At 63.0% G+C, this 21,338-nt stretch carries 20 protein-coding genes, 2 tRNA genes and 1 riboswitch; of the genes, 19 read left to right on the plus strand and 3 right to left on the minus strand.

The window, feature by feature from the left end; translation table 11 throughout:
• Nucleotides 1-29: 29 nt before the first annotated feature.
• Nucleotides 30-104: transfer RNA gene (locus ACR0KM_RS00965), tRNA-Glu, on the plus strand.
• 21 nt (nucleotides 105-125) lie between these two features.
• Nucleotides 126-200, plus strand: a tRNA-Glu gene (locus ACR0KM_RS00970).
• A gap of 36 nt (nucleotides 201-236) precedes the next feature.
• On the opposite strand, the gene ACR0KM_RS00975 is transcribed toward ACR0KM_RS00970, so the two are convergent.
• Nucleotides 237-1,037, minus strand: a complete 801-nt coding sequence (locus tag ACR0KM_RS00975) for a DeoR/GlpR family DNA-binding transcription regulator (protein ID WP_480819544.1) — start codon at nucleotides 1,035-1,037, stop codon at nucleotides 237-239.
• 113 nt (nucleotides 1,038-1,150) lie between these two features.
• A complete protein-coding gene (locus ACR0KM_RS00980; RefSeq protein WP_480865448.1) occupies nucleotides 1,151-2,287 on the minus strand; it encodes an NAD(P)-dependent oxidoreductase in 1,137 nt (378 codons plus the stop codon).
• Nucleotides 2,253-2,455: riboswitch (cobalamin riboswitch) on the plus strand. (Overlaps the previous gene by 35 nt.)
• Before the next feature lie 83 nt (nucleotides 2,456-2,538).
• Here ACR0KM_RS00980 and ACR0KM_RS00985 point away from each other — a divergent pair.
• From ACR0KM_RS00985 to cobJ, 7 genes are read left to right on the plus strand one after another with little or no spacing between them, the layout of a single operon-like run.
• On the plus strand, nucleotides 2,539-2,919 hold the full coding sequence (locus tag ACR0KM_RS00985) for a DUF1636 family protein (RefSeq protein ID WP_480857145.1): 381 nt from the start codon (nucleotides 2,539-2,541) through the stop codon (nucleotides 2,917-2,919).
• On the plus strand, nucleotides 2,916-3,971 hold the full coding sequence (gene cobW / locus ACR0KM_RS00990) for a cobalamin biosynthesis protein CobW (protein ID WP_480857144.1): 1,056 nt from the start codon (nucleotides 2,916-2,918) through the stop codon (nucleotides 3,969-3,971). The genes ACR0KM_RS00985 and cobW overlap by 4 nt, the downstream gene beginning before the upstream one ends.
• Before the next feature lie 3 nt (nucleotides 3,972-3,974).
• The gene (gene cobN / locus ACR0KM_RS00995) at nucleotides 3,975-7,268 is read left to right on the plus strand and encodes a cobaltochelatase subunit CobN (RefSeq protein WP_480857141.1); all 3,294 of its coding nucleotides are present in this window, start codon (nucleotides 3,975-3,977) and stop codon (nucleotides 7,266-7,268) included.
• On the plus strand, nucleotides 7,265-8,392 hold the full coding sequence (gene cobG, locus ACR0KM_RS01000) for a precorrin-3B synthase (protein WP_480857138.1): 1,128 nt from the start codon (nucleotides 7,265-7,267) through the stop codon (nucleotides 8,390-8,392). Before cobN ends, cobG begins: the two co-directional genes overlap by 4 nt.
• Nucleotides 8,392-9,021 (plus strand): precorrin-8X methylmutase, encoded by a 630-nt coding sequence (locus ACR0KM_RS01005; RefSeq protein ID WP_480857136.1) that lies wholly within the window; start codon nucleotides 8,392-8,394, stop codon nucleotides 9,019-9,021. The genes cobG and ACR0KM_RS01005 overlap by 1 nt, the downstream gene beginning before the upstream one ends.
• On the plus strand, nucleotides 9,018-9,746 hold the full coding sequence (locus ACR0KM_RS01010) for a precorrin-2 C(20)-methyltransferase (protein WP_480819538.1): 729 nt from the start codon (nucleotides 9,018-9,020) through the stop codon (nucleotides 9,744-9,746). The genes ACR0KM_RS01005 and ACR0KM_RS01010 overlap by 4 nt, the downstream gene beginning before the upstream one ends.
• Entirely contained in the window at nucleotides 9,743-10,495 is a 753-nt protein-coding gene (gene cobJ, locus ACR0KM_RS01015; protein ID WP_480857134.1) for a precorrin-3B C(17)-methyltransferase, read from the plus strand. Before ACR0KM_RS01010 ends, cobJ begins: the two co-directional genes overlap by 4 nt.
• Here cobJ and ACR0KM_RS01020 read toward each other — a convergent pair.
• Nucleotides 10,468-11,217 (minus strand): cobalt-precorrin-6A reductase, encoded by a 750-nt coding sequence (locus ACR0KM_RS01020; RefSeq protein ID WP_480857132.1) that lies wholly within the window; start codon nucleotides 11,215-11,217, stop codon nucleotides 10,468-10,470. The two genes, cobJ and ACR0KM_RS01020, sit on opposite strands and share 28 nt — an antisense overlap.
• Here ACR0KM_RS01020 and cbiE point away from each other — a divergent pair.
• The 10 genes from cbiE (at nucleotide 11,216) to ACR0KM_RS01070 (ending at nucleotide 21,315) form a co-directional block, all read left to right on the plus strand.
• Nucleotides 11,216-12,415 (plus strand): precorrin-6y C5,15-methyltransferase (decarboxylating) subunit CbiE, encoded by a 1,200-nt coding sequence (cbiE, locus tag ACR0KM_RS01025; protein WP_480857130.1) that lies wholly within the window; start codon nucleotides 11,216-11,218, stop codon nucleotides 12,413-12,415. The two genes, ACR0KM_RS01020 and cbiE, sit on opposite strands and share 2 nt — an antisense overlap.
• Nucleotides 12,412-12,780, plus strand: coding sequence for a cobalamin biosynthesis protein (locus ACR0KM_RS01030; RefSeq protein ID WP_480857128.1), 369 nt, complete (start codon nucleotides 12,412-12,414; stop codon nucleotides 12,778-12,780). Before cbiE ends, ACR0KM_RS01030 begins: the two co-directional genes overlap by 4 nt.
• Complete coding sequence (gene cobM / locus ACR0KM_RS01035) at nucleotides 12,777-13,571, plus strand: precorrin-4 C(11)-methyltransferase (RefSeq protein WP_480857126.1); 795 nt, start codon at nucleotides 12,777-12,779, stop codon at nucleotides 13,569-13,571. Before ACR0KM_RS01030 ends, cobM begins: the two co-directional genes overlap by 4 nt.
• On the plus strand, nucleotides 13,558-14,880 hold the full coding sequence (locus ACR0KM_RS01040) for a cobyrinic acid a,c-diamide synthase CobB (RefSeq protein WP_480857124.1): 1,323 nt from the start codon (nucleotides 13,558-13,560) through the stop codon (nucleotides 14,878-14,880). The genes cobM and ACR0KM_RS01040 overlap by 14 nt, the downstream gene beginning before the upstream one ends.
• Nucleotides 14,877-15,605: a uroporphyrinogen-III C-methyltransferase gene (cobA, locus tag ACR0KM_RS01045; protein ID WP_480857122.1), complete on the plus strand. Its 729-nt coding sequence runs from the start codon at nucleotides 14,877-14,879 to the stop codon at nucleotides 15,603-15,605. Before ACR0KM_RS01040 ends, cobA begins: the two co-directional genes overlap by 4 nt.
• A complete protein-coding gene (gene cobF, locus ACR0KM_RS01050) occupies nucleotides 15,598-16,347 on the plus strand; it encodes a precorrin-6A synthase (deacetylating) (protein WP_480857120.1) in 750 nt (249 codons plus the stop codon). Before cobA ends, cobF begins: the two co-directional genes overlap by 8 nt.
• A gap of 83 nt (nucleotides 16,348-16,430) precedes the next feature.
• Nucleotides 16,431-16,895, plus strand: a complete 465-nt coding sequence (locus ACR0KM_RS01055; protein WP_480857118.1) for a DUF302 domain-containing protein — start codon at nucleotides 16,431-16,433, stop codon at nucleotides 16,893-16,895.
• A 79-nt stretch (nucleotides 16,896-16,974) separates the two neighbouring features.
• On the plus strand, nucleotides 16,975-18,594 hold the full coding sequence (locus ACR0KM_RS01060) for a thiamine pyrophosphate-binding protein (RefSeq protein WP_480857116.1): 1,620 nt from the start codon (nucleotides 16,975-16,977) through the stop codon (nucleotides 18,592-18,594).
• Nucleotides 18,581-19,765, plus strand: coding sequence for a CaiB/BaiF CoA transferase family protein (locus tag ACR0KM_RS01065; protein ID WP_480857115.1), 1,185 nt, complete (start codon nucleotides 18,581-18,583; stop codon nucleotides 19,763-19,765). Before ACR0KM_RS01060 ends, ACR0KM_RS01065 begins: the two co-directional genes overlap by 14 nt.
• Nucleotides 19,766-19,944: 179 nt before the next feature.
• Entirely contained in the window at nucleotides 19,945-21,315 is a 1,371-nt protein-coding gene (locus tag ACR0KM_RS01070) for a tetratricopeptide repeat protein (RefSeq protein WP_480819527.1), read from the plus strand.
• The last annotated feature ends 23 nt before the right edge of the window (nucleotides 21,316-21,338 follow it).

Consider the following 21,338-nt stretch of genomic DNA (forward strand, 5'->3'; position numbering starts at 1 on the left):
ACCGTAAAAGGCCCTCCACAAGCCAGCGTGGCCCGTTCGTCTATCGGTTAGGACGCCAGGTTTTCAACCTGGAAAGAGGGGTTCGATTCCCCTACGGGCTGCCATTTTGCTTGTTTGAACCAAATGGCCCGTTCGTCTATCGGTTAGGACGCCAGGTTTTCAACCTGGAAAGAGGGGTTCGATTCCCCTACGGGCTGCCATTTTTCCAAAGATCAGCCTCAACGAACACACCCACGTCAGCCTGCGGCCTGCACCCCGCTTGCAACCGCGATCTGGACCTCAATACCCCATTGATTCAATGCGTTGGCGACGTCTCCGCCGGGTGCCTGATCGGTGACAAGCTGATCGATCATGCGCGGTTCGGGACCAACGTATGGCGCGGTTTCACCAAACTTGAAATGCGCCGCCGCCACCAGCAGCCGATCCGCATTCCCCGCCACAACGCTTGCCAGATCAGCCTCGACCGAGCTGTGGTACAGGAACCCCCGCCGCGCCGAGATCGCATCGATGCTGAGCACGGCCACATCGAAGGCATAGCGCTGCACCTGCCGATGCGTGACATGGCCGAAGGCGCCGCGCTCATCGCTTTGCAGTTCGCCACCCAGCAGGTGCACACGGTTGCCCGGGGTTCCGGCCAGCGTCTGCCCGACCCCGATCGAGTTGGTCACGACGGTGAGATTGCCCGACTGACGCAACTCCTCGGCGACATAGGCGGTGGTAGATCCGACATCCAGAAACACGGTCATACCGTCCCGGATCAGGCCCGCCACATGCCCGGCAATCAATCGCTTTTCCTCGGAATGCTGCGCAATGCGGTGGAAGAAGCTGGGATCGCCTTGTGTGCCTGCCAGATAGGCACCACCATGCACCCGCTCGACGGCCCCCGAAGACGCCAGCGACTTGATCGTGCGCCGCACTGTCTCCTCGGACACGCCGAGCGTCTTGGCCAGTTCCGAGTTCCGGGCCGTGCCGCCAAGACGTCTGAGGACATCAAGCAGCTCCAGCTCACGATGGGTGTGCGGGGTGCGGGTTTTCACTGGACGCTCCGTATTTCCCAAATTCGCCCAGACAAAGGCACAAAAACCACTCGGCAATCAACCCGAAACACGTGCTGCAGCCCGCAGACCGGTCGCGCCTGATGCAAACGTGTCTATGATACCCTGCGGTTCTGGGGGACGACCTCATAGCCCGGTTCTTCGGGTTCATCGTCCTGCATCTCGGGCGGGAAGCCTGGGGCCTGAATTTCAAGCCCCGTCGCGTCCTCAAGCCGTTTGATGATATTCGGCGACAGCTCGCGCTCGCCATAGCGCGCGATCCCGTCTTCGAAAATCTTGATCATCAACGGGTTGATCTCAAGCGGCACTCCGGCGCGGTCGGCGACCTCCTGAAACAGGCCGATATCCTTTCTCACCAGATCCATGGTGAACGAAATATCGCGCGAGCCGTTCAGGATGACCTGACTTTCCGTCTCATGCACAAAGGAGGTGCCCGACGAAATCTTGATCGCCTCATAGGTGGTGCCAAGGTCCATCCCGGCGGCCTTTGCGGTCACCAAAGCCTCGGCGCAGGTGATCAGGTTGGCGGTGGCCAGATAATTGGTCAGCACTTTCAGCACCGACGCCGAGCCCAGTTCGCCCGTATGCAGGATGCGCCGCCCCATGGTCGTCAGGAAGGGCAGGATACGCTCGAACGTCGCGCGGTCGCATCCCGCGAAGATCGAGATATTGCCCGTCGCAGCCCGATGGCAGCCGCCCGAAACCGGGCAATCCACCGCAGCCCCGCCCCGCTCGATCACCATCGCGCCAAGGCGTTTGACCTCGGCTTCGTCGGTGGTCGACATCTCCATCCAGATTTTGCCGGGGGTGACCTCGGGCAGCATTTCCTGCATCACGGCATCCGAGGCGGCGGGGGATGGCAGGCAGGTGATCACCGCATCGCAATCGCGCATTAGCTGGGCCGGGCTTTCAGCGGCCTTGGCCCCTTTCGTGACAAACGCGCCCACCAGATCCGGGTTCAGATCATGCACCGTCAGATCGATTCCGTTGCGCAGCAGCGATCCCGAGAGCTTGCCCCCCACATTTCCCAACCCGATAAACCCTACTTTCATCCGCCGCATCCTCCTGTTCGCGTCTTGCGAACCATGCCAGCATGTCGGCCCAACCGGATCATGCCGCCCAGCGACCCGGACAGGTCGCTTTTTACCCGCGTGATCACGGATCAGCGTGTTGCGCTTGACAAGCGGGGCAACCCTGCCGCATGTCCCTTTCGTTGGTGTCTGCGACAGCAGATGAAAAGGGAATGCGTCAGCGGATCATCCGTCAAACGCAGCCGCCCCCGCGACCGTGACCGGAGAGGGTGCCCAAGCCACTGGCGAATGCCGGGAAGGCGGGACATCCGACAGAGGCCTCCTCTGACATCCGCAAGCCGGGAGACCTGCCAACACCCGAAGATGAAACCGGACGGGGTGTTCCGGTGTCGGGTCAAGGGACCCGCATGAAACCCCGTCCCCCACGATGAGGATTTGGGGGGATGAGAGACATGACCGAGACCGCTCCGGTCGAATTGCTGGTTTGCACCACTTGTCGTCGCGGGCTGCCCGTAGAAGATGATGCGCAACGCCCCGGCACCCTGTTGCACAAGGCTTTGGAACAGGCGGAGCTACCCGAAGGGATAACCCTGAAAGCCGTGGAATGCCTGTCGAACTGTGACGAGGGTTGTTCCATCGTCCTGCGTGGCGGACCGGATCGTTGGACCTTCGTGTACGAACACCTGAACGAAACCGACCATGTCGACGTGATCGTTGACGGCGCCACCAAGTACCTTGAGACCGAGGACGGTCTGGTCAAGTGGCGCGAACGCCCCGAACATTTCCGCAAAAACTGTGCGGCCCGCATTCCCCCGATTGGAGCCCTGAAATGAGCAATCTTGAGAAACTCCCCGTCACCGTGATCACCGGCTTTCTGGGTTCGGGCAAAACGACGCTGGTGCGGCACCTGATGCAGAACCCGCAGGGCAAGCGTCTGGCCGTTGTGGTCAACGAGTTCGGCGATGTTGGCGTCGATGGCGACATCCTGAAATCCTGCGCCATCCCCGATTGCCCAGCGGAAAACATCATGGAGCTGGCCAATGGCTGCATCTGCTGCACCGTGGCCGATGATTTCATCCCGACCATCGAGGCGCTGATGGCGCTGGAGCCGCGCCCCGATCACATCCTGATCGAAACCTCTGGCCTCGCCCTGCCCAAACCGCTGCTGAAGGCGTTCGACTGGCCTGATATCCGGTCCAAGATCACCGTCGATGGCGTGATCGCTCTGGCCGACGCCGAAGCCGTGGCCGCCGGTCGTTTCGCGCCCAATGTCGAGGCGGTGGACGCCCAGCGCTTGGCCGATGACTCGATTGACCATGAAACGCCCCTGTCCGAGGTGTTCGAAGATCAGATTTCCTGCGCCGACATCATCCTGCTGACCAAGCCCGATCTGGCCGGTCCCGAAGGTGTCGCCAAAGCGCGAGAGATCATCGCCGCCGAAGCCCCGCGTCCCCTGCCCGTAGTTGAGGTCGCCGAGGGAGCCGTTGACGTCCGCGTCGTGCTGGGTCTTGAAGCCGCCGCCGAGGATGACATGGACGCACGTCCCTCGCATCACGACGGCCACCACGATCATGAGCATGACGATTTCGAAAGCATCATCGTCGAGTTGCCGGAACAGTCTGACCCGCTGGATCTGGTTGCCAAGATCGAACGTCTGGCCAAGGAACTGAACATCCTGCGCGTCAAAGGCTATGCCGCCGTTCAGGGCAAACCGATGCGCCTGTTGGTACAGGCCGTTGGTGCGCGTGTGCGTCATCAATACGACCGCCCGTGGGAACCCGGCGAAGACCGCCGCTCGCGCCTTGTGGTCATTGCCGAGCATGACGACATCAAGGAAGCCGAAATCCGCGACATCCTCGTGGGTGTCACCGAGGCCGCCGAGTAAGCCATGCACGTCGTCTTCCGCGAAAGCCACGGGCTCGAGGAAACCGAGACCCCAACCGATCTGGGCCAGAGCCCGGCGGATCTGGTGGTGCTGTCCTTTTCGGACAGTGACCTCGGCGCTTTCGCGGCAGGCTGGCATCGTGGCGGCGGCCCCGAGGGTCGGATGCCGACCCTGCGGCTAGCCAATCTGACGGCGCTGAAACATCCCCTCTCGGTGGATACCTATGTCGAGCAGACGTTGGAGGGTGCCAGGGGCATCCTGATCCGCCTGATCGGCGGGGTGCCCTATTGGGCCTACGGGCTGCAGCAGGTTCTGGCGCTTGCGCAGGCCAAAGGAATTGCTGTGGCCGTTCTGCCCGCCGACGGGCGTGAGGATACGCGGTTGGATGACTATTCTACCCTGCCCGTCTCAACCCTGCGACGGCTGGCACATCTCTGCGATACGGGCGGAGAGGTAGCGGCACAGGCCGCCTTGGCGCAAATGGCGCTGGCGGCGGGTCTCTATGCCGGGCCGGTAATGGGGGCCAAAACGATCCCCGAATGCGGCGCCTGGTGCCCGGATCGCGGTGTGATCCCGGTGGACACAGCGTTCTCCGGCGATGCCAAACGCATCCTCGTGACGTTCTACCGCGCCTATCTGACCTCTGCCGACACCGCTCCGGTCGCAGCCTTGATCCGCAGCCTGCGCGCGCGGGGGTATGAGGCCTTGGGCCTGTTCGCCCCCTCGTTGAAAGCGCCCGCAGCCGCCGATTGGCTACGCGAACAGGTCGTGGCGCTGACCCCCTCGGCGATCATCAACGCAACCTCCTTTTCGGGGAAAGGCGCGTCGGGCACATCCCCTCTGGACGCTGCCAATGTACCGGTGTTCCAGGTCGCCCTTGCCACTTCGCGCCGCAAAGCCTGGGCCGAGGCGGAACGCGGCCTGTCCCCCGCCGACCTTGCCATGCATGTGGTGCTGCCCGAGGTGGACGGGCGGATTTCGGCAGGCATTGCGTCCTTCAAGGAACCCGGCAAACGCGACCCGCATCTGGAATATTCCCGCTTTGCCCACCGGGCCGAACCCGAACGGATCGAGGCGATCATCGACCGCGTCACCGGCTGGCTGAATCTGGTGGACAGCCCCAAAGCAGATCAGGTTCCGGCGCTGGTACTGTCCACCTATCCCGGCAAAGACTGGCAGATGGCTCATGCGGTGGGTCTGGACGCACTGGCCTCAGCCGAGGCGATGCTGTCCGACCTGCAAGGCGAAGGATATGATACAGCGCCCGCCGAACCGATTGCGGAAACGCTGCTGGATGCCCGGCTCTCGTGGTCCCTTTCGGAGTATCAAACGGCGCTGGCGGACCTGCCCGAACAGTTACGCACAGACCTGCAAACCGTTTGGGGCAAACCCGAAGACGACCCCGCCTGCACCGATGGCGCCTTCCACTTCACTGCCTTATACCGCGGCAAGGCTCTGGTCGCGTTGCAGCCGGAACGCGGTACACCCGAGCTGCGCGATGATGACTACCATGACCTCAGCCGCACCCCGCGACATAGCTATGTCGCCTTCTATTTGTGGCTGCGCATAAACCTTGGCGCGGATGCGCTGATCCATATCGGCGCCCATGGCACTCTGGAATGGCTACCGGGAAAGTCGGTCGCCCTATCTGCCGATTGCTGGCCCGAGGCTCTGATCCGCGACCTACCGGTGATCTACCCTTTCATCGTCAACGACCCCGGCGAGGCCGCTCAGGCCAAGCGCCGCATCGGGGCCGTCACTCTGGGCCATATTCCGCCCCCGATGAAGGATAGCGGCACGCCGGACAGGATGGTGCGGCTGGAATCGCTGCTGGATGAGTTCTCGAATGCAGATGGGCTCGACCCCAAGCGCCGCGACCGCTTACAGGAAGACATCAGGGACGAGGCGCAGGCCATTGGGCTGGAAAATGATCTGGGGCTGGATCAGGCCACTTGCACCGCCGAGGCGATCACGCGCATCGACCGCTTCGTCTGCGACATCAAGGAAAGCCAATTCGGCGACGGGCTGCACATCTTTGGCCGCGTACCCGAAGTGACTGGCAATTTCGACCCTGCACCCTCGGCCCATGCCGAACGGCAGGGTCTGATCGACGCGCTGGCCGGAAAACGGATCGAGGCTGGTCCATCCGGCTCTCCTTATCGCGGGCGTTCGGACGTGCTGCCGACAGGGCGAAACCTCTACACCACCGACCCGCGTTCTGTACCCACACGCGCGGCCTATACCCAAGGTGTGAAACTGGCCGAGGAACTGGTGCGACGGCACCTGCAAGAGGAAGGCGATTATCCCAGGGGCCTGATCGTCGATCTGTGGGGGTCAGCCACCATGCGCACCGCCGGGGAAGAATTCGCCATGGCGCTGCACCTGCTGGGCGTGAAACCGGTCTGGGACAAGGGGTCCGAGCGGGTCTCGGGTATCGAAGTTCTGCCGATCACCGACCTTAGCCGCCCGCGTCTGGACGTGACACTGCGGGTCTCGGGCCTGTTCCGCGACGTATTCCCGACGCTCTCGGCGCTTTACGGCCAAGCCATTCGCGCCCTGTCCGCTCGGGATGAGGCCCCGGACTGGAACCCCTATGCCGGTCAGGAACCGGCGGCTCGCGTCTATGGCCCGGCCCCCGGCAGCTATGGTCTGAACATGACCCACCTGTCCGAAACCTATACCGACGAGGCGCGGGCACAGGCGGGTGAAGCATGGCTCAACGCGAGTTCCTTTGCGCTGGAAGGCGAGCATATCGCGCAGGACAAAGACGGCATCACCCAGCGCGTCGCCAATGCCGACAGCTTTGTCCACCTGCAGGACCTGACCGAGACCGACCTATTGCTGGCCAATGACTATGCCACGCATGAGGCCGGGTTCGCTGCCGCCAAGAAGATCACCGGCGGAACCGCGCAGCTTTACCACTTGGACAATACCAACCCCGAAAACCCACGCGCCCGCACTTTGCCCGAAGAGATCAGCCGCGTCGTCCATGCCCGCGCCGCCAATCCCGGCTGGATCGCCGGGATGCAGCGGCATGGCTTCCGAGGGGCTGCCGAGATCGCCGCGACGCTGGATCACATGGCCTCCTTCGCGCATCTGTCGGGCACCGTCGCGCCGCATCTGTTTGACCTCTACCACGATGCCACGCTGGGCGATGCCGAGGTGGATGCGTTTTTGCAGGAATCCAATCCGCAAGCGCATCAGGCCATGCAGGACCGGTTCCGCGCGCTGCTGGAGGCGGGTCTGTGGGACACCCGCCGGAATTCGATCCGCGCCAATCTGGAGGGGCTGGGATGAGCGGCCCCATCGTTCAGGGGTGGTGCCCCGGCGCGCACCGTCCGATGATGTCGGGCGACGGCCTCGTGGTGCGGGTGCGCCCCCGGCTGGCGCGTCTGGACGCCAAGCAGGCCTTGGGTTTGTGCGAACTGGCCGGAAAATTCGGCAATGGCACCATCGACCTGACCAACCGCGCCAACCTGCAACTGCGCGGGGTGGCCGAGGCGGATCATCAACCGCTTTTGGCAGAACTGGCCGCGCTGAACTTGCTGGATGCAGAGCCGGGCATCGAGGTGCGGCGCAATATTCTTGTCACCCCGCTCTACGAAACGGGCGACCTGACTGCACGTCTGACACAAGAGCTGATAGATCGTCTGTCCGAATTGCCTGCCCTGCCCGCCAAGTTCGGGTTTGCAGTGGACACCGGTCCCGAGCGACTCCTTGCAGCGGATTCGGCGGATATCCGACTGGAAGCCAGCCCGGATGGCCTGATCCTGCGCGCTGACGGGGTCGAGACAGGACGACAAGTCTCGGAGGCTGAAGCCATCGATCAACTGATCGCGCTGGCCGGATGGTTCGCAAAAAATTACACCCCCGAGACCCGCCGCATGGCGCGGACCATCGCCGCACTTGGCCTACCGCCAGAATGGCAAGGCACCGCGCCCGGTCCGGTTGGAGCCGCACTTGAACCCGGCTCTTGCGGACAAGGGACACTTTACGGCGCGGCGTTCGGGCAATTGCCTGCGCGTGAGCTTGCCCGGTTGATTGAGAAAAGCGGTGCAACTGCCCTGCGTGTCACCCCGTGGCGGCTGATCCTGCTGGAAGGCGGGGCGGCGAAACCTGCCCCGGCCTTTGTTACGGACGGCACCGACCCGCTTATGACCACCGACGCCTGCCCCGGCGCACCGTTCTGCCCGCAGGCGCATATGGCGACCCGCGACATCGCCCGTGCGCTAGCCCCGCGCGTACCCGGCAGCCTGCATGTTTCAGGCTGCGCCAAGGGGTGTGCCCGGATGGGGGCTGCCGATATCACTCTGGTCGGCCATGATGGACGATTTGATCTTGTCAAACAGGGCCGCGCAGGGGATGAGCCCTGCCAGACCGGCCTGACCGAAGAAACACTTATGACCATGGACTTCACCTGATGCCCTACACTTACGAAACCGATGGCGCGGCGATCTACAAGGAAAGCTTTGCCACCATACGGTCCGAGGCCGATCTGGCCCGGTTTGATACCGACGAGGAACAGGTTGCCGTCCGCATGATCCACGCCGCCGGGATGGTCGGGCTGGAAGAGTTCGTGCATTTCTCACCCGGTTTTGTGCAGGCCGCCCGTGCAGCGCTGGAAGGTGGCGCGCCGATCCTGTGTGATGCGCGCATGGTCAGCGAGGGCGTCACCCGCTTTCGCCTGCCCTCCGAGAATGAGGTGATCTGCACCCTGCATGACGAACGTGTGCACCCCCTGGCTGCCGAGATGAGCAACACCCGTTCTGCTGCCGCGTTGGAGCTGTGGCGTCCGCACCTGCAGGGCGCTGTAGTTGCAATCGGAAACGCCCCCACCGCCCTGTTCCACCTGTTGAATATGCTGGAAGATCCCGACTGCCCGCGCCCGGCCGCCATCATCGGCTGCCCGGTGGGCTTTGTCGGCGCGGTGGAATCGAAGGATGCTCTGTGGGCCGCGCAACCGGTGCCGTGCTGCATCGTCAAGGGCCGTCTGGGCGGCAGCGCCATCACCGTCGCCGCCATCAACGCGATCGCGAGCCGGGCCGAATGAAGATGGGAACGATATATGGCGTAGGTCTGGGCCCAGGCGACCCCGACCTGATGAGCGTCCGGGCCGACCGGCTGCTGCGCAACGCGCGGCATGTGGCGTTCTTTCGCAAGCCGGGGCGCAGCGGTCAGGCACGCAAGATCGTCAACGGAATGATCCCCGAGGGTGCGGTGGAATTTCCGATGGAATACCCCGTGACAACGGAAATCCCTGTGACCGATCCGCGCTACAATGAACTGCTTTCGACCTTCTACAAGGACTGCGCGGCGCATCTTAAATCACTCGCCGAGCAAGGCGAGGACGTCGTGGTTCTGTGCGAGGGTGATCCGTTTTTCTACGGTTCTTTCATGCATCTTTACAACCGACTACGAGACGAAGCTGATGTTGATGTGATCCCCGCCATCACCGGCATGTCGGGCGCATGGACAGCCACTGGAGACCCGATCACCTGGGGCGATGACGTGCTGACAGTGCTGGTCGGAACTCTGCCCGAGGATACTCTGGCCGAGCGGATGGCGCAGACCGACGCTTTGGTTGTGATGAAGATCGGGCGCAATATCGAAAAGGTTAAACGGGCGCTGAAAACCGCAGGCCTGTATGATCGCGCTTGGATCGTGGAATTCGCGCAAATGCCCAACCAGACAGTGACGAAACTGTCCGAGGCCTGCGACAAGGTCACCCCCTATTTCTCGATCATCATCGTCCACGGGCAAGGGCGGCGGCCATGAGCGGCTGGGTGAAGATCGCCGGGCTTGGGCCGGGCGATGAGGCACTTGTGACACCCGAAGTCTCGGCGGCACTGGCCGAGGCGACCGATGTGGTCGGCTATATCCCCTACGTCGCCCGCGTGGCCGAGCGCGAAGGCCTGTCCCTGCATGCCAGTGACAACCGGGTTGAGATCGACCGGTCCCAACACGCGTTGCAGATGGCCGCCGAGGGCAAGCGGGTAGTTGTCGTATCCTCGGGCGATCCGGGTGTGTTTGCGATGGCGGCGGCAGTGTTCGAGGCGCTGGAGAACGGCCCCTCCGAATGGCGGAATATCCAGATCGAGGTGCTGCCGGGTATCACCGCCATGCTGGCGGCCTCGGCGCGCGCGGGTGCCCCGATGGGGCATGATTTCTGCGCTATCAACCTCAGCGACAATCTCAAACCGTGGTCGCTGATCGAAAAGCGGCTGCGTCTGGCGGCGCAAGCGGATTTCTCGATGGCCTTCTACAATCCGCGCTCGAAGTCCCGCCCAGAAGGGTTTGTTAAGGCGCTGGAAATCCTGCGTGACGAATGCGAGCCTGAGCGTCTGATCCTGTTCGCCCGCGCCGTATCACGCGCAGATGAGGCGATCCGTGTTTCGACCTTGTCAGAGGCCACTCCGGACATGGCAGACATGCAGACCGTGGTCATCGTGGGATCGTCCCGCACCCGGCTGATCGAACGCGACGGCGCGCCCATCGTCTACACGCCGAGGTTCACACCGGAATGATTCAACCAGTCCAGAACCTGCGCGACACTCGTCACTTCGGTCCGCTGCGGCAGAACCGGACGGTCGATCATAAGCACCGGCAGGCCCAACGCCCGCGCCGCGTCCAGCTTGGCGCGCGCGCCGGTGCCGCCTGCGTTCTTGGACACAACCAACTGCGTGCCGTGGCGCTGCATCAGCGCGCGGTCGTCGGCTTCGGTGAAGGGCCCTCGGGCCACCACGACCTCGGCCTTCGGCAGGGGCAATGCGTCTGGTTCGTCCACCAGCCGCAGCAGATAGTGATGCTGGGGCTGAGCGGCGAAGTCCTCAAGATGCATGCGCCCCACGGCGAGGAACACCCGCTGCGGGTCGCTCGACAGTGCCTCGACGGCTGCAGCGACATCCGGCACGTGCCGCCATACGTCGCCGGGTTGCGCGACCCACGCCGTCCGCGTCAAGGCAGCCAGCGGGGTCTGCATTTCTCGGCAGGCCTCAATCGCATTTCGGCTCATCTGCGCCGCAAAGGGATGGGTCGCATCGACTACATGGGTGATCCCGTGATCTCGGATGTAACGGGCCAGACCGTCCGACCCTCCGAAACCTCCCACGCGGGTCGGCAATGGCTGCGGTCGGGGGTTCTCCACCCGTCCTGCATAGGAATAGACCGCCGCAATCCCCTGTTCGGAAACGGCTTTGGCCAAGGCATTGGCCTCGGTCGTACCGCCAAGGATCAGGAGGTTTGGCATGTCTGACGCTCCGTGGCTGACCGTTCTGGGTTTGGGCGAAGATGGGCTTGATGGCCTGTCTCCTGCCAGCCGTCAAGTGCTGGACCGGGCCGAGGTCGTGATGGGTCCGCCCCGCCACTTGTCGCTGGTGCCCGAAAACAAGGCCGAGCGAATTGCATGGCCGGTGCCCTTCTCGGACGGTTTGCCGCTGTTACAACAGCAGCGCGGGCGGGCGACTGTCGTTCTGGCCTCGGGCGATCCGTTCTGGTTTGGTGCGGGATCCGTCATTGCAAGGAATTTCGAGGCGGGGGAATGGACTGCGTTGCCCGGTCAGTCGACATTCTCGCTAGCCGCTGCGCGCTTGGGCTGGCCACTGGAAAGCACGCAAACCTTCGGGTTGCACGCAGCCCCCCTGACCCGCCTGCGCCCGCATCTGTCATCCGGCCTGCGCGCCATCATTCTGCTGCGCGACGGCGCGGCGGTTGCCGAACTGGCATCTTACCTGACCGAAACAGGCTTTGCCGACACAACGCTGCATGTACTTGAGGCCCTCGGCGGCCCCCGCGAACGCGCCCGCTCGGTGTCGCTGACTGAGGCGCTGCTGGGTACGTTCGATCACCCGGTCTGCGTCGCGCTTGAGGTGGCGGGCGAGGGACGCGCGCTGCCCAAGGCGTCCGGAAAGCCGGATGAGATATTTGAAACCGACGGCCAGATCACCAAACGCCCCATCCGCGCACTGACCCTTTCGGCGCTGGCTCCGCAACGCGGAGAGCATCTGTGGGATATCGGCGGCGGCACCGGCTCGATCAGCATCGAATGGCTGATGTGCGATCCGACGCTGACGGCCACCACGATTGAGCCACGCGAGGATCGCGCCGAGCGTATTCGGCGCAATGCCGACGCTCTGGGACAAGACCGCCTGAACGTCGTGCACGGCACTGCCCCGGACGCGCTGCCTGGTCTTCCCTTACCAGATGTCGTGTTCATCGGAGGTGGGCTCAGCGCGAACCTGCTCGCATGGCTGCGCGATTCCCTGCCCGCCGGAACACGGTTGGTCGCGAATGCGGTGACTCTGGAAAGCGAGGCCTTGCTGGCCATCTGGCACGAAGAACTGGGCGGAGACCTATTGCGCATCGAACTGGCGCAGTCCGCGCCTCTGGGTCCGCGCCGGGGCTGGAAGTCGGCCTATCCGGTCGTGCAGTGGAGCGTGACGCTATGATCGTTGCCGGGATCGGATTTTCATCAGCCGCGACAGCGGACAGCCTGCGCGCCGCATACCGCGCCGCATCGGCAGGACATGAGGTCGAGGCGCTGGCGACCGTGGCGGACAAAGAAGGGCACCCCGCCCTTGTCGCCTTCGCCGAAGACCTGCCGGTGCCAGTGCATTTCGTTGCCGCATCCGATCTGGCAGGACAGCGAACCCTCACGTGCTCGAACCGCAGCCGGGCGACCTATGGCACCGGCAGCGTGGCCGAAGCATCCGCATTGGCTGCCGCCGGGATTGGCGCGCGGCTGCTTTCACCCAGACATATCTCGGACGACCGGCTGGCCACCTGCGCCATCGCCATCGGAGGACAATCATGACCGTTCATTTCATCGGCGCCGGACCCGGCGCCGCCGACCTGCTGACCCTGCGCGGGCGCGATATCATCGCCTCCTGCCCTGTGTGCCTGTACGCGGGTTCTCTGGTGCCCGAAGAGATCCTGAGCCACTGCCCCGAAGGTGCAAAAATCATCAACACCGCGCCGATGGATCTGGATCAGATCATGGCCGAGATCGACGCCGCGCATCAGGCCGGTCAGGACGTAGCGCGGTTGCACTCGGGCGATCTGTCCGTCTGGTCGGCGATGGGCGAACAGATCCGTCGGCTCAAAGAGATGGGCATCCCGGTCAGCGTGACCCCCGGTGTTCCGTCCTTTGCCGCTGCCGCAGCGGCCTTGGGCACCGAGCTGACCTTGCCCGGGCTGGCGCAATCGGTGGTGCTGACCCGCACACCGGGACGTGCGTCGTCAATGCCGGAAGGTGAGACGCTTGAGAACTTCGCCCGCACCGGCGCGACACTGGCCATTCATTTGTCGATTGGCAATCTGGAGCGCGTGATCGCTGACCTGACCCCGGCCTATGGCGCTGACTGCCCGGTGGCCGTGGTATACCGCGCCAGCTGGCCGGATGAGCGGATCATCCGCGCAACACTGGCGACCCTGAAGGACGCGTTGGACGAGAGCATCTCGCGCACCGCTCTGATTCTGGTCGGCCCGGCACTGGCGGGTGAAGGGTTTGACGAAAGCTGCCTGTATTCAAAGACCTATGACCGCCGCTATCGCCCGCAAAGCGCCGACAGCCCATGGTCAAGCTGGAGCCATGGCGATGACTAATCCCCCCGGCCTTCTGATCTCGGCCCCCTCGTCGGGGACCGGCAAGACCACCGTGATGCTGGGCCTGCTGCGAGCTCTGGCCGAGGATGGGTTGACCGTCCAACCTTTCAAGAGTGGGCCGGACTACATCGACCCGGCCTTTCACCGCGCTGCGGCGGGGCGGGCGTCGTTCAATCTGGACAGTTGGGCGATGGGCGATCCATTGCTGAACGCGATTTCCGAGCAGGCTGACGGCGCGGATATTGTCGTCGCCGAGGGCTCGATGGGCTTGTTTGACGGCGTGGCCAAACCCGGAGAATTGGGTCATGGGTCCAGCGCCGAAACCGCGCTGCGTATGGGCTGGCCGGTGGTTCTGGTGCTGGATGTGGGCGGCCAGGCGCAATCGGCGGCAGCCACGGCGTTGGGGTTCAAAATGTACAATCCCGACCTGCCCTTTGCCGGCGTGATCCTGAACCGCTGTGCCAGCCCCCGACATGAGCGGCTGACGCGGTTGGGCATGGAGCGCGCGGGCCTGCCGGTTCTGGGCGTGTTGCCCCGTCGCGGAGACTTGACCCTGCCCGAGCGGCATCTGGGGCTGATACAGGCGGTCGAGCATCCCGATCTGGAAAGCGCGATTGCCGGATACGCCGCGTTTCTGCGCCAGCATGTGGATATTGAGGCGATCAAACGGGCGGCCTCCTCAGGCCCCTCGGGGCCATCGTCAGCCGCGCTGCCGCGTCCTCCGGCACAACGGATCGCGTTGGCCCGGGATGCGGCGTTTTCGTTTACCTATCCGCATTTGCTGGAAGGTTGGCGAACGGCAGGGGCCGAGATCTTGCCGTTCTCACCGTTGGCTGATGAGGCCCCTGCACAGGATGCCGATCTGGTGTGGTTGCCGGGTGGTTATCCAGAATTACACGCGGGCACGCTGGCCGCTGCGGGAACGTTTTTGGCCGGGCTGCGCAAACATGCTGAGACAAAACCTGTGCATGGGGAATGCGGAGGGTACATGGCGCTAGGTCAGGCGTTGATCGACAAAGAGGGTGTGCGACATGAGATGGCGGGCCTGCTGGGGCTGGTAACGTCGTACCAGAAACGCAAATTCAATCTGGGCTATCGCCGGGCGGAACTGCTTTCCAAGATGCCCGGGTTTGCCGAAGGGGCAGCTTTGCGCGGGCATGAGTTCCATTATTCGTCGATTGTCGAGCAACCCGATGCCCCGCTCGCGCGTGTGTTTGACGCCGAAGGCGCGGAAGGGCCGCAAACCGGATCGGTACGTGGCCACGTGACCGGCACGTTCTTCCACCTGATCGCAGAGGCCTCGGCATGAACGGGTTTGTCTCATTCATTGGCTCCGGCCCCGGCGACCCGGAACTGCTGACGCTGAAGGCGGTGGACCGGATGCAAAAGGCCGATGCAGTGCTTTTTGACGACCTCAGCAGCGGGCCGATCCTGACCCATGCGCGCGACGATGCCGATCTGGTCGGCGTTGGCAAGCGCGCGGGTCGCCCCTCGCCCAAGCAGGATCATGTCAGCCGTTTGTTGGTCGAATATGCGCAGACCGGGCAACGCGTCGTGCGGTTGAAATCCGGCGATGGCGGTATGTTCGGCCGCCTCGAGGAAGAGCTGGTCGCACTGCGTGCCGCCGGGATCGAATATGAAATCATTCCGGGCATCCCTTCGGCCATCGCGGCCGCTGCGGCGGCTGGTATCCCGCTGACGCGGCGCCTGACGGCGCGGCGCGTGCAGTTTGTCACCGGCCATGATATCAGCGGCAAGCTGCCCTCCGATCTGAACCTGCCCGCCTTGGCCGATGCCGGGGCAACCACGGTTGTATTCATGGGCAAGCGGACCTTTCCGCTGTTGGTCGAAGCCCTGCATGCCCATGGTCTGCCGCTGGACACCCCGGCGCTGATGGCTGAATCCGTTTCGACCCCCGAACAGGCGCTGCATCGGTCAACCATCGGCGCGCTGGCCGAGAAGCTGCAATCCGAGATCGGAAAGGCCCCGGCATTGATACTCTATGGCCCGTTGGCGGAGTTCGATGATGATTGAACTCAGCCTGATCGGTATTGGTACCGGCAACCCGGATCATGTGACCTTTCAGGGCGCACAGGCGATCCGAAACGCCGATCTGATTCTGATCCCCCGCAAGGGTGAGAACAAGGCCGATCTGGCCGGGTTGCGCGAGCAGATCATTGCTCGGGTCACTGATGCCACGCCGCGCATCGCCTATTTCGACATCCCCAAGCGACGCTCGGATGACGGCTATCTGCGCGGGGTCGACGCGTGGCACGACGCCATAGCTCTGCGCTGGCAAGACGCGATGGCCGCCAACCCGGACGCGCACCATGTGGCGCTGCTGATCTGGGGGGACCCGTCGCTTTATGACAGTTCGCTGCGCATCGCGGCGCGGCTGCGTCCACAACCGAAAACCACAGTGATACCCGGCATTACCGCGCTGCAGGCGCTGACGGCGGCGCATGCGATCCCGATCAACGATCTGGGCGCGCCCTATGTGGTCACCACCGGGCGGCGCATCCGCGAGGAGGGCTGGCCTGAAGCAGCCTCGACCGTGGCCGTGATGCTGGACGGTGAATGCTCATTCCAGAGCCTTGAGATGGACGGCTATGACATCTGGTGGGGGGCTTATGTGGGTATGGCCGAAGAGCTGCTGGTCAAGGGGCCATTGGCCGAGGTGGCGCAGCAAATCCTTGACACCCGCGCTCGTGCGCGCGCCGATCACGGATGGATCATGGATATCTATCTGCTGAAAAAACGCCCGGATCAGAGCTGACCAGCCGCCGCCCACGCGATTGTGAGTGCGATTTCATCGCTTTTCTGCCATCACTTCGATGACCACCGAAGGAAGGCTGGAACATGAGAGCATTCTGCATCGTACTATCCCTGCTGGCCCTGCCCGCATGGGCCGACAGCCCCGAGCCTCTTCCCGGGTGGGCAGTTTATCCCAGCGCCAAAAGCTATGACCAACTGGTCGAGGACACCAATACCGCCGTTAAGGAAAATGGACTGATCGTCGTCACGCAGGCGGGTCCAACCAAGGCCGCCGCTGCGCGCGGCATTACCATTCCGGGCAACCGGGTGATCGGGGCGTTCAACAATGACTATGCGGTGCGGGTGCTTGAAACCTCGACCAACGCGATGATCGAAGCACCGATCCGGTTTTATGTGACCGAAAATGGCGATGGCACTGCAACCCTGTCTTACAAAACCCCGGGATTCGTCTTTGCCCCTTATGCCCATGAAGGCGGAGAAGCGCTGAGCGAGATCGCCGCCGAACTTGACGCCAAGTTTCAGGCAGTCGCGGAAAGCGCAGTCAAATAGTCACACTGACGTGAACCTGCTTGCGTCCGGGCCTGTCCTCCGCAATCTGCTGCATAACGTGATGATCGGAGCTTGAGTGATGCAGGACCTGTCCCCCCGCGCTGCGGATCTGTTGGCGCAACGCCTCTATGAGGCTGGATGCCGCCATGCCTTTGGCATGCCGGGCGGTGAGGTTCTAACGTTGGTGGACGCTTTGGAGCAGGCGGGGATCACCTTCCATCTGGCCAAACACGAGAATTCCGCCGGTTTCATGGCCGAGGCCGTCCACCACCGCGATGGCGCGCCCGCGATTCTGGTGGCCACGCTGGGGCCCGGTGCGATGAATGGGATCAACGTGGTCGCCAACGCGCTGCAGGACCGGGTGCCGATGATCGTGCTGACCGGCTGCGTCGACGCGGATGAGGCGCTGACCTACACCCATCAGGTGATGGACCACGCGCAGGTCTATCGCTCGATCACGAAGGGTACGTTCATGCTAACGGCCGAGGGTGCTGATATCATTGCTGACAAGGCCGTATCGCTGGCCAACCAGCCGCGCCCCGGCCCGGTCCATATCGACGTGCCTATCTCGGTGGCTGATACTCGCGTGGCGAATGTGAAACGCCGCCGTCTGGCCAAAGTCGCCCCCGTCGCGCCCGAAGGTGAATGTCTGGAGAAAGCCCGCCGCTGGGTGGCCGAGGCCGAGCGGCCCATCGCGATTGTCGGTCTGGACGTGCTCTATGACGACTCGCGCTCGGTGGTGCAGGCGTTTCTGGAACATTTCAGCATTCCCTTCGTGACCACCTATAAGGCCAAGGGTGTCGTGGCCGAGGATCATCCGTTATGTCTGGGTGGCGCGGGGCTGTCCCCGCTGGCCGACAAACATCTGGTGCCATTGGTGGAACAGGCCGATCTGGTGCTGTGTCTGGGCTATGACCCCATCGAAATGCGCCCCGGCTGGCGCGAGATCTGGGACCCCGAAACCAAGCGCGTCATCGATATCTCGGCGGTGGTCAACGATCACTATATGCACCAGTCGGGGCTCAATCTGGTTGCCGACACTGGCGCAACTCTTGAGGCTATAGCCAAGGGCAACCCGGCCCGGGCGACGTGGCCGGGCGGCGAACCTGGGCAGGTCAAGGCCGCATTGGCGCAGGCCTTCCCGACGGATGAAGACTGGGGACCAGCAGCGATCATCGCCGAGACCCGCGCCGCCCTGCCGCCCGAAACGCTGGCCACCGCTGATAGCGGCGCGCATCGCATTCTTCTCAGCCAGATGTGGCAATGCACCGAGGAGCGCGGGCTGATCCAGTCCTCGGCGCTCTGCACCATGGGCTGCGCGGTGCCGATGGCAATCGGCCTGAAACTGGCCGAACCCGACCGCCCCGTGATCAGCTTTTCTGGTGATGCCGGGTTCCTTATGGTCGCCGGAGAGCTTTCGACCGCCGCTGAGCTGGGCGGCAACCCCATCTTTCTGGTCTTTGTCGACGCCAGCCTTGCGCTGATCGAGCTGAAGCAGCGCCAGCGTCAGATGGGCAATCGCGGGGTGGATTTCGACCGTCACGACTTTGCCGCCATGGGCCGCGCCTTTGGCGGTTATGGCCATACCGTGCGCACCCGATCCGAGTTGCGCTCTGCGCTGGAAGATGCTGTAAAAGCGGACAAATTCACCGTGATTGCAGCAGAGATCGAGCGTGGAGGATATGATGGCCGCATCTGAGGGACCGCTGAAAGGCGTCAAGGTTCTGGACCTGTCACGTATTCTCGCGGGGCCGACCTGTACGCAGTTGCTGGGCGATCTTGGTGCAACGGTCATCAAGATCGAAAACCCCGCCACCGGAGGGGACGATACGCGGCAATGGGGCCCGCCCTATGTCGAGGACGCGGACGGCAAGCGATCTGACCTGAGCGCCTATTTCATGTCCTCGAACCGCAACAAGAAATCCGTGGCCTTGGACATTGCAACCTCCGAAGGTCAGGCGGAAATCCGGCGGTTGGCGGCCCATGCGGATATCCTGATCGAGAATTTCAAACCCGGCGGGTTGGCGAAATATGGGCTCGACTATGCCACTCTTTCGCAGGAATTTCCGGGCCTCGTCTATTGTTCGATCTCCGGCTATGGGCAAACAGGGCCAAATGCCAGCAAGCCCGGTTATGACCTGATGGCGCAAGGCTATGGTGGCGTCATGTCTTTGACTGGCGACCCCGATGGAGCGCCGATGAAGGTCGGCGTCGGCATCGCCGACGTGATGTGCGGCATGTATGCCTGTGTTGGAATCCTTGCCGCGCTGCGCCACCGCGACCGGACTGGCGAAGGTCAGCAAATCGATCTGGCGCTGGTCGACGCGCAGGTCGCGTGGCTGATCAATGAGGGCGTGAACTATCTGACGTCAGGCGATGTGCCTCAGCGGCGCGGAAACGGGCACCCGAACATCGTGCCCTATGATGTCTACCAGACAGCGGATGGGCATGTGATTCTGGCCGTTGGAAATGACAGTCAGTTCAGACGCTTCTGCGGCTTCATCAAACGCCCCGATTTGCCCGATGATCCGCGTTTCGCCACCAACCCGGCGCGATTGGAACATCGCGATGCCCTGAACGCTATTCTGCGCCCCGCCGTACAGATGCTGGATACCGAAACCGTCATCGACGGTCTGGAAACGCTGAAAGTCCCTGTCGGGCCGGTGCAGACGCTGGATCAGGTCTTTGCCAGCGATCAGGTCGCTGCGCGGGACATGCAGATTTCGATGCAGGCCGAACCGGGCCCGGTCAATCTGATCGGGAATCCACTGAACCTGTCGCGTACGCCTGTAACATATCGCAGCGCACCCCCGGTCTGCGGGGCCGATACCGACGCGGTTCTGAACGCCAAAAATCCCTTCGAGGATTGAAACACTCCGCCTAATTCGGCGGCAAGTTGCTGAAACATGCCCTTGAATCGGCGGTTTTTTTCATTTTTTGCCCACACGGGCTTTCACCAATTCGAGAGCAGGGTCGATACTGTTACGACCCGCATACACTCTCTGCTAAGTCGTAGAGTGTAAAAATCGCAACCAGATTGGACCCGAGCATGAAACAAGACGTTTTTGGACAGATGAACACCCTGAGCCTGCCGGCAAGTGTCGAGGCCTGGAATGGTGTTCTGCTCGGGTTCATGGCGCACGCGGCTGTTACACCTCAGCATCTGGGTAAGGTGCTCGAGCTTGAGCCCGATTTTGCGCTGGGTCATGCGGTCAAGGGTTTGTTCATGGTTCTGCTGGGTCGGCGCGAGATGATCCCAGTCGCGACCGAGGCGCTGAATGCAGCCAATGCGGCGATGGAACGGCAGCCGGTCTCGGCGCGCGAAAGGCTCTATGTTGAGGCGCTGGCGCTGTATATGGCTGACCTGCCTTCGCAGGCGGTGCAGAAATTCGAAGAGGTTCTGCGCGCCCACCCCACCGATACGCTGGCGATGAAACTCAGCCATGCCACCCGGTTTGTTCTGGGTGACGCGCAGGGGATGCGTCGATCGATTGAACGTGTGATGCCCGCCTATGAACCTGATCACGCCGGTCGCGGATACCTGTTGGGCTGTCATTCCTTCGCGCTTGAGGAAACCGGCGCTTACGAGAAGGCCGAGATCGCCGGACGTCAGGCGCTTTGGATGGTCTCGGACGACGCCTGGGGTCTGCACGCCGTTGCGCATGTGCATGAAATGACGGGCAACGCGCAGCTGGGTCTGGATTGGCTGGCGGGGCGCGAGGATGCCTGGGCGCATTGCAACAACTTCCGCTATCACGTCTGGTGGCACAAGGCGCTGATGCATCTGGATCTGGGTCAGGTCGATCAGGTGATGGCGCTTTATGATCACCACATCCGTCAGGATAAAACGGACGATTACCGCGATATATCAAATGCCACCTCGCTGCTGTCGCGGCTCGAGCTTGAGGGTGTGGATGTAGGCGACCGCTGGGAAGAACTGGCGGACCTCAGCGCTGCGCGCACCGAAGATGGCTGCCTGATCTTTGCCGATCTGCATTACCTGCTGGCCCTGACCGGCGACAATCGTTCGGACGCGACCGGCAAGATGTTGCAGCGCATCCAGAAAGACGCCCAGCGCAATCAGGGCGACACGCCCATTCGCATGTCCGACCCGGGCATTGCCGCCGCCAAGGGGCTTGAGGCCTTTGGTGACGGTTTGTACGGCCAAGCCTTTGATTTCCTGTCGAATGCGCGCGGCGGGATGCAACTTGCGGGTGGCAGCCACGCCCAACGTGATGTATTCGAGCGCATCACAATTGATTCCGGCCTGCGCGCCGGTCGTCTGGATGAGGTCGAGCACATCCTGGATGACCGCCGCGCCAAGCGTGCGGGTGGCGAAGACAACTATGCCCTCGCCCGCCGCGCTCTGATCGAGGCCGCACGCGACAGCGGTGACGCACAAAGCGTCCCAGCCGAATAACAACAAAAAAAGACCAAGAAGGA

This window comes from Ruegeria sp. G10, from assembly GCF_056533645.1.

What these genes read in the sequence shown, in the direction of transcription:
- ACR0KM_RS00985 (WP_480857145.1), top strand. Translation starts at nt 2,539, where the DNA reads ATGACCGAGACCGCTCCGGTCGAATTGCTGGTTTGCACCACTTGTCGT.
- cobW (WP_480857144.1), top strand. Translation starts at nt 2,916, where the DNA reads ATGAGCAATCTTGAGAAACTCCCCGTCACCGTGATCACCGGCTTTCTG.
- cobN (WP_480857141.1), top strand. Translation starts at nt 3,975, where the DNA reads ATGCACGTCGTCTTCCGCGAAAGCCACGGGCTCGAGGAAACCGAGACC.
- cobG (WP_480857138.1), top strand. Translation starts at nt 7,265, where the DNA reads ATGAGCGGCCCCATCGTTCAGGGGTGGTGCCCCGGCGCGCACCGTCCG.
- ACR0KM_RS01005 (WP_480857136.1), top strand. Translation starts at nt 8,392, where the DNA reads ATGCCCTACACTTACGAAACCGATGGCGCGGCGATCTACAAGGAAAGC.
- ACR0KM_RS01010 (WP_480819538.1), top strand. Translation starts at nt 9,018, where the DNA reads ATGAAGATGGGAACGATATATGGCGTAGGTCTGGGCCCAGGCGACCCC.
- cobJ (WP_480857134.1), top strand. Translation starts at nt 9,743, where the DNA reads ATGAGCGGCTGGGTGAAGATCGCCGGGCTTGGGCCGGGCGATGAGGCA.
- cbiE (WP_480857130.1), top strand. Translation starts at nt 11,216, where the DNA reads ATGTCTGACGCTCCGTGGCTGACCGTTCTGGGTTTGGGCGAAGATGGG.
- ACR0KM_RS01020 (WP_480857132.1), bottom strand. Translation starts at nt 11,217, where the DNA reads ATGCCAAACCTCCTGATCCTTGGCGGTACGACCGAGGCCAATGCCTTG.
- ACR0KM_RS01030 (WP_480857128.1), top strand. Translation starts at nt 12,412, where the DNA reads ATGATCGTTGCCGGGATCGGATTTTCATCAGCCGCGACAGCGGACAGC.
- cobM (WP_480857126.1), top strand. Translation starts at nt 12,777, where the DNA reads ATGACCGTTCATTTCATCGGCGCCGGACCCGGCGCCGCCGACCTGCTG.
- ACR0KM_RS01040 (WP_480857124.1), top strand. Translation starts at nt 13,558, where the DNA reads ATGGCGATGACTAATCCCCCCGGCCTTCTGATCTCGGCCCCCTCGTCG.
- cobA (WP_480857122.1), top strand. Translation starts at nt 14,877, where the DNA reads ATGAACGGGTTTGTCTCATTCATTGGCTCCGGCCCCGGCGACCCGGAA.
- cobF (WP_480857120.1), top strand. Translation starts at nt 15,598, where the DNA reads ATGATTGAACTCAGCCTGATCGGTATTGGTACCGGCAACCCGGATCAT.
- ACR0KM_RS01055 (WP_480857118.1), top strand. Translation starts at nt 16,431, where the DNA reads ATGAGAGCATTCTGCATCGTACTATCCCTGCTGGCCCTGCCCGCATGG.
- ACR0KM_RS01060 (WP_480857116.1), top strand. Translation starts at nt 16,975, where the DNA reads ATGCAGGACCTGTCCCCCCGCGCTGCGGATCTGTTGGCGCAACGCCTC.
- ACR0KM_RS01065 (WP_480857115.1), top strand. Translation starts at nt 18,581, where the DNA reads ATGGCCGCATCTGAGGGACCGCTGAAAGGCGTCAAGGTTCTGGACCTG.
- ACR0KM_RS01070 (WP_480819527.1), top strand. Translation starts at nt 19,945, where the DNA reads ATGAAACAAGACGTTTTTGGACAGATGAACACCCTGAGCCTGCCGGCA.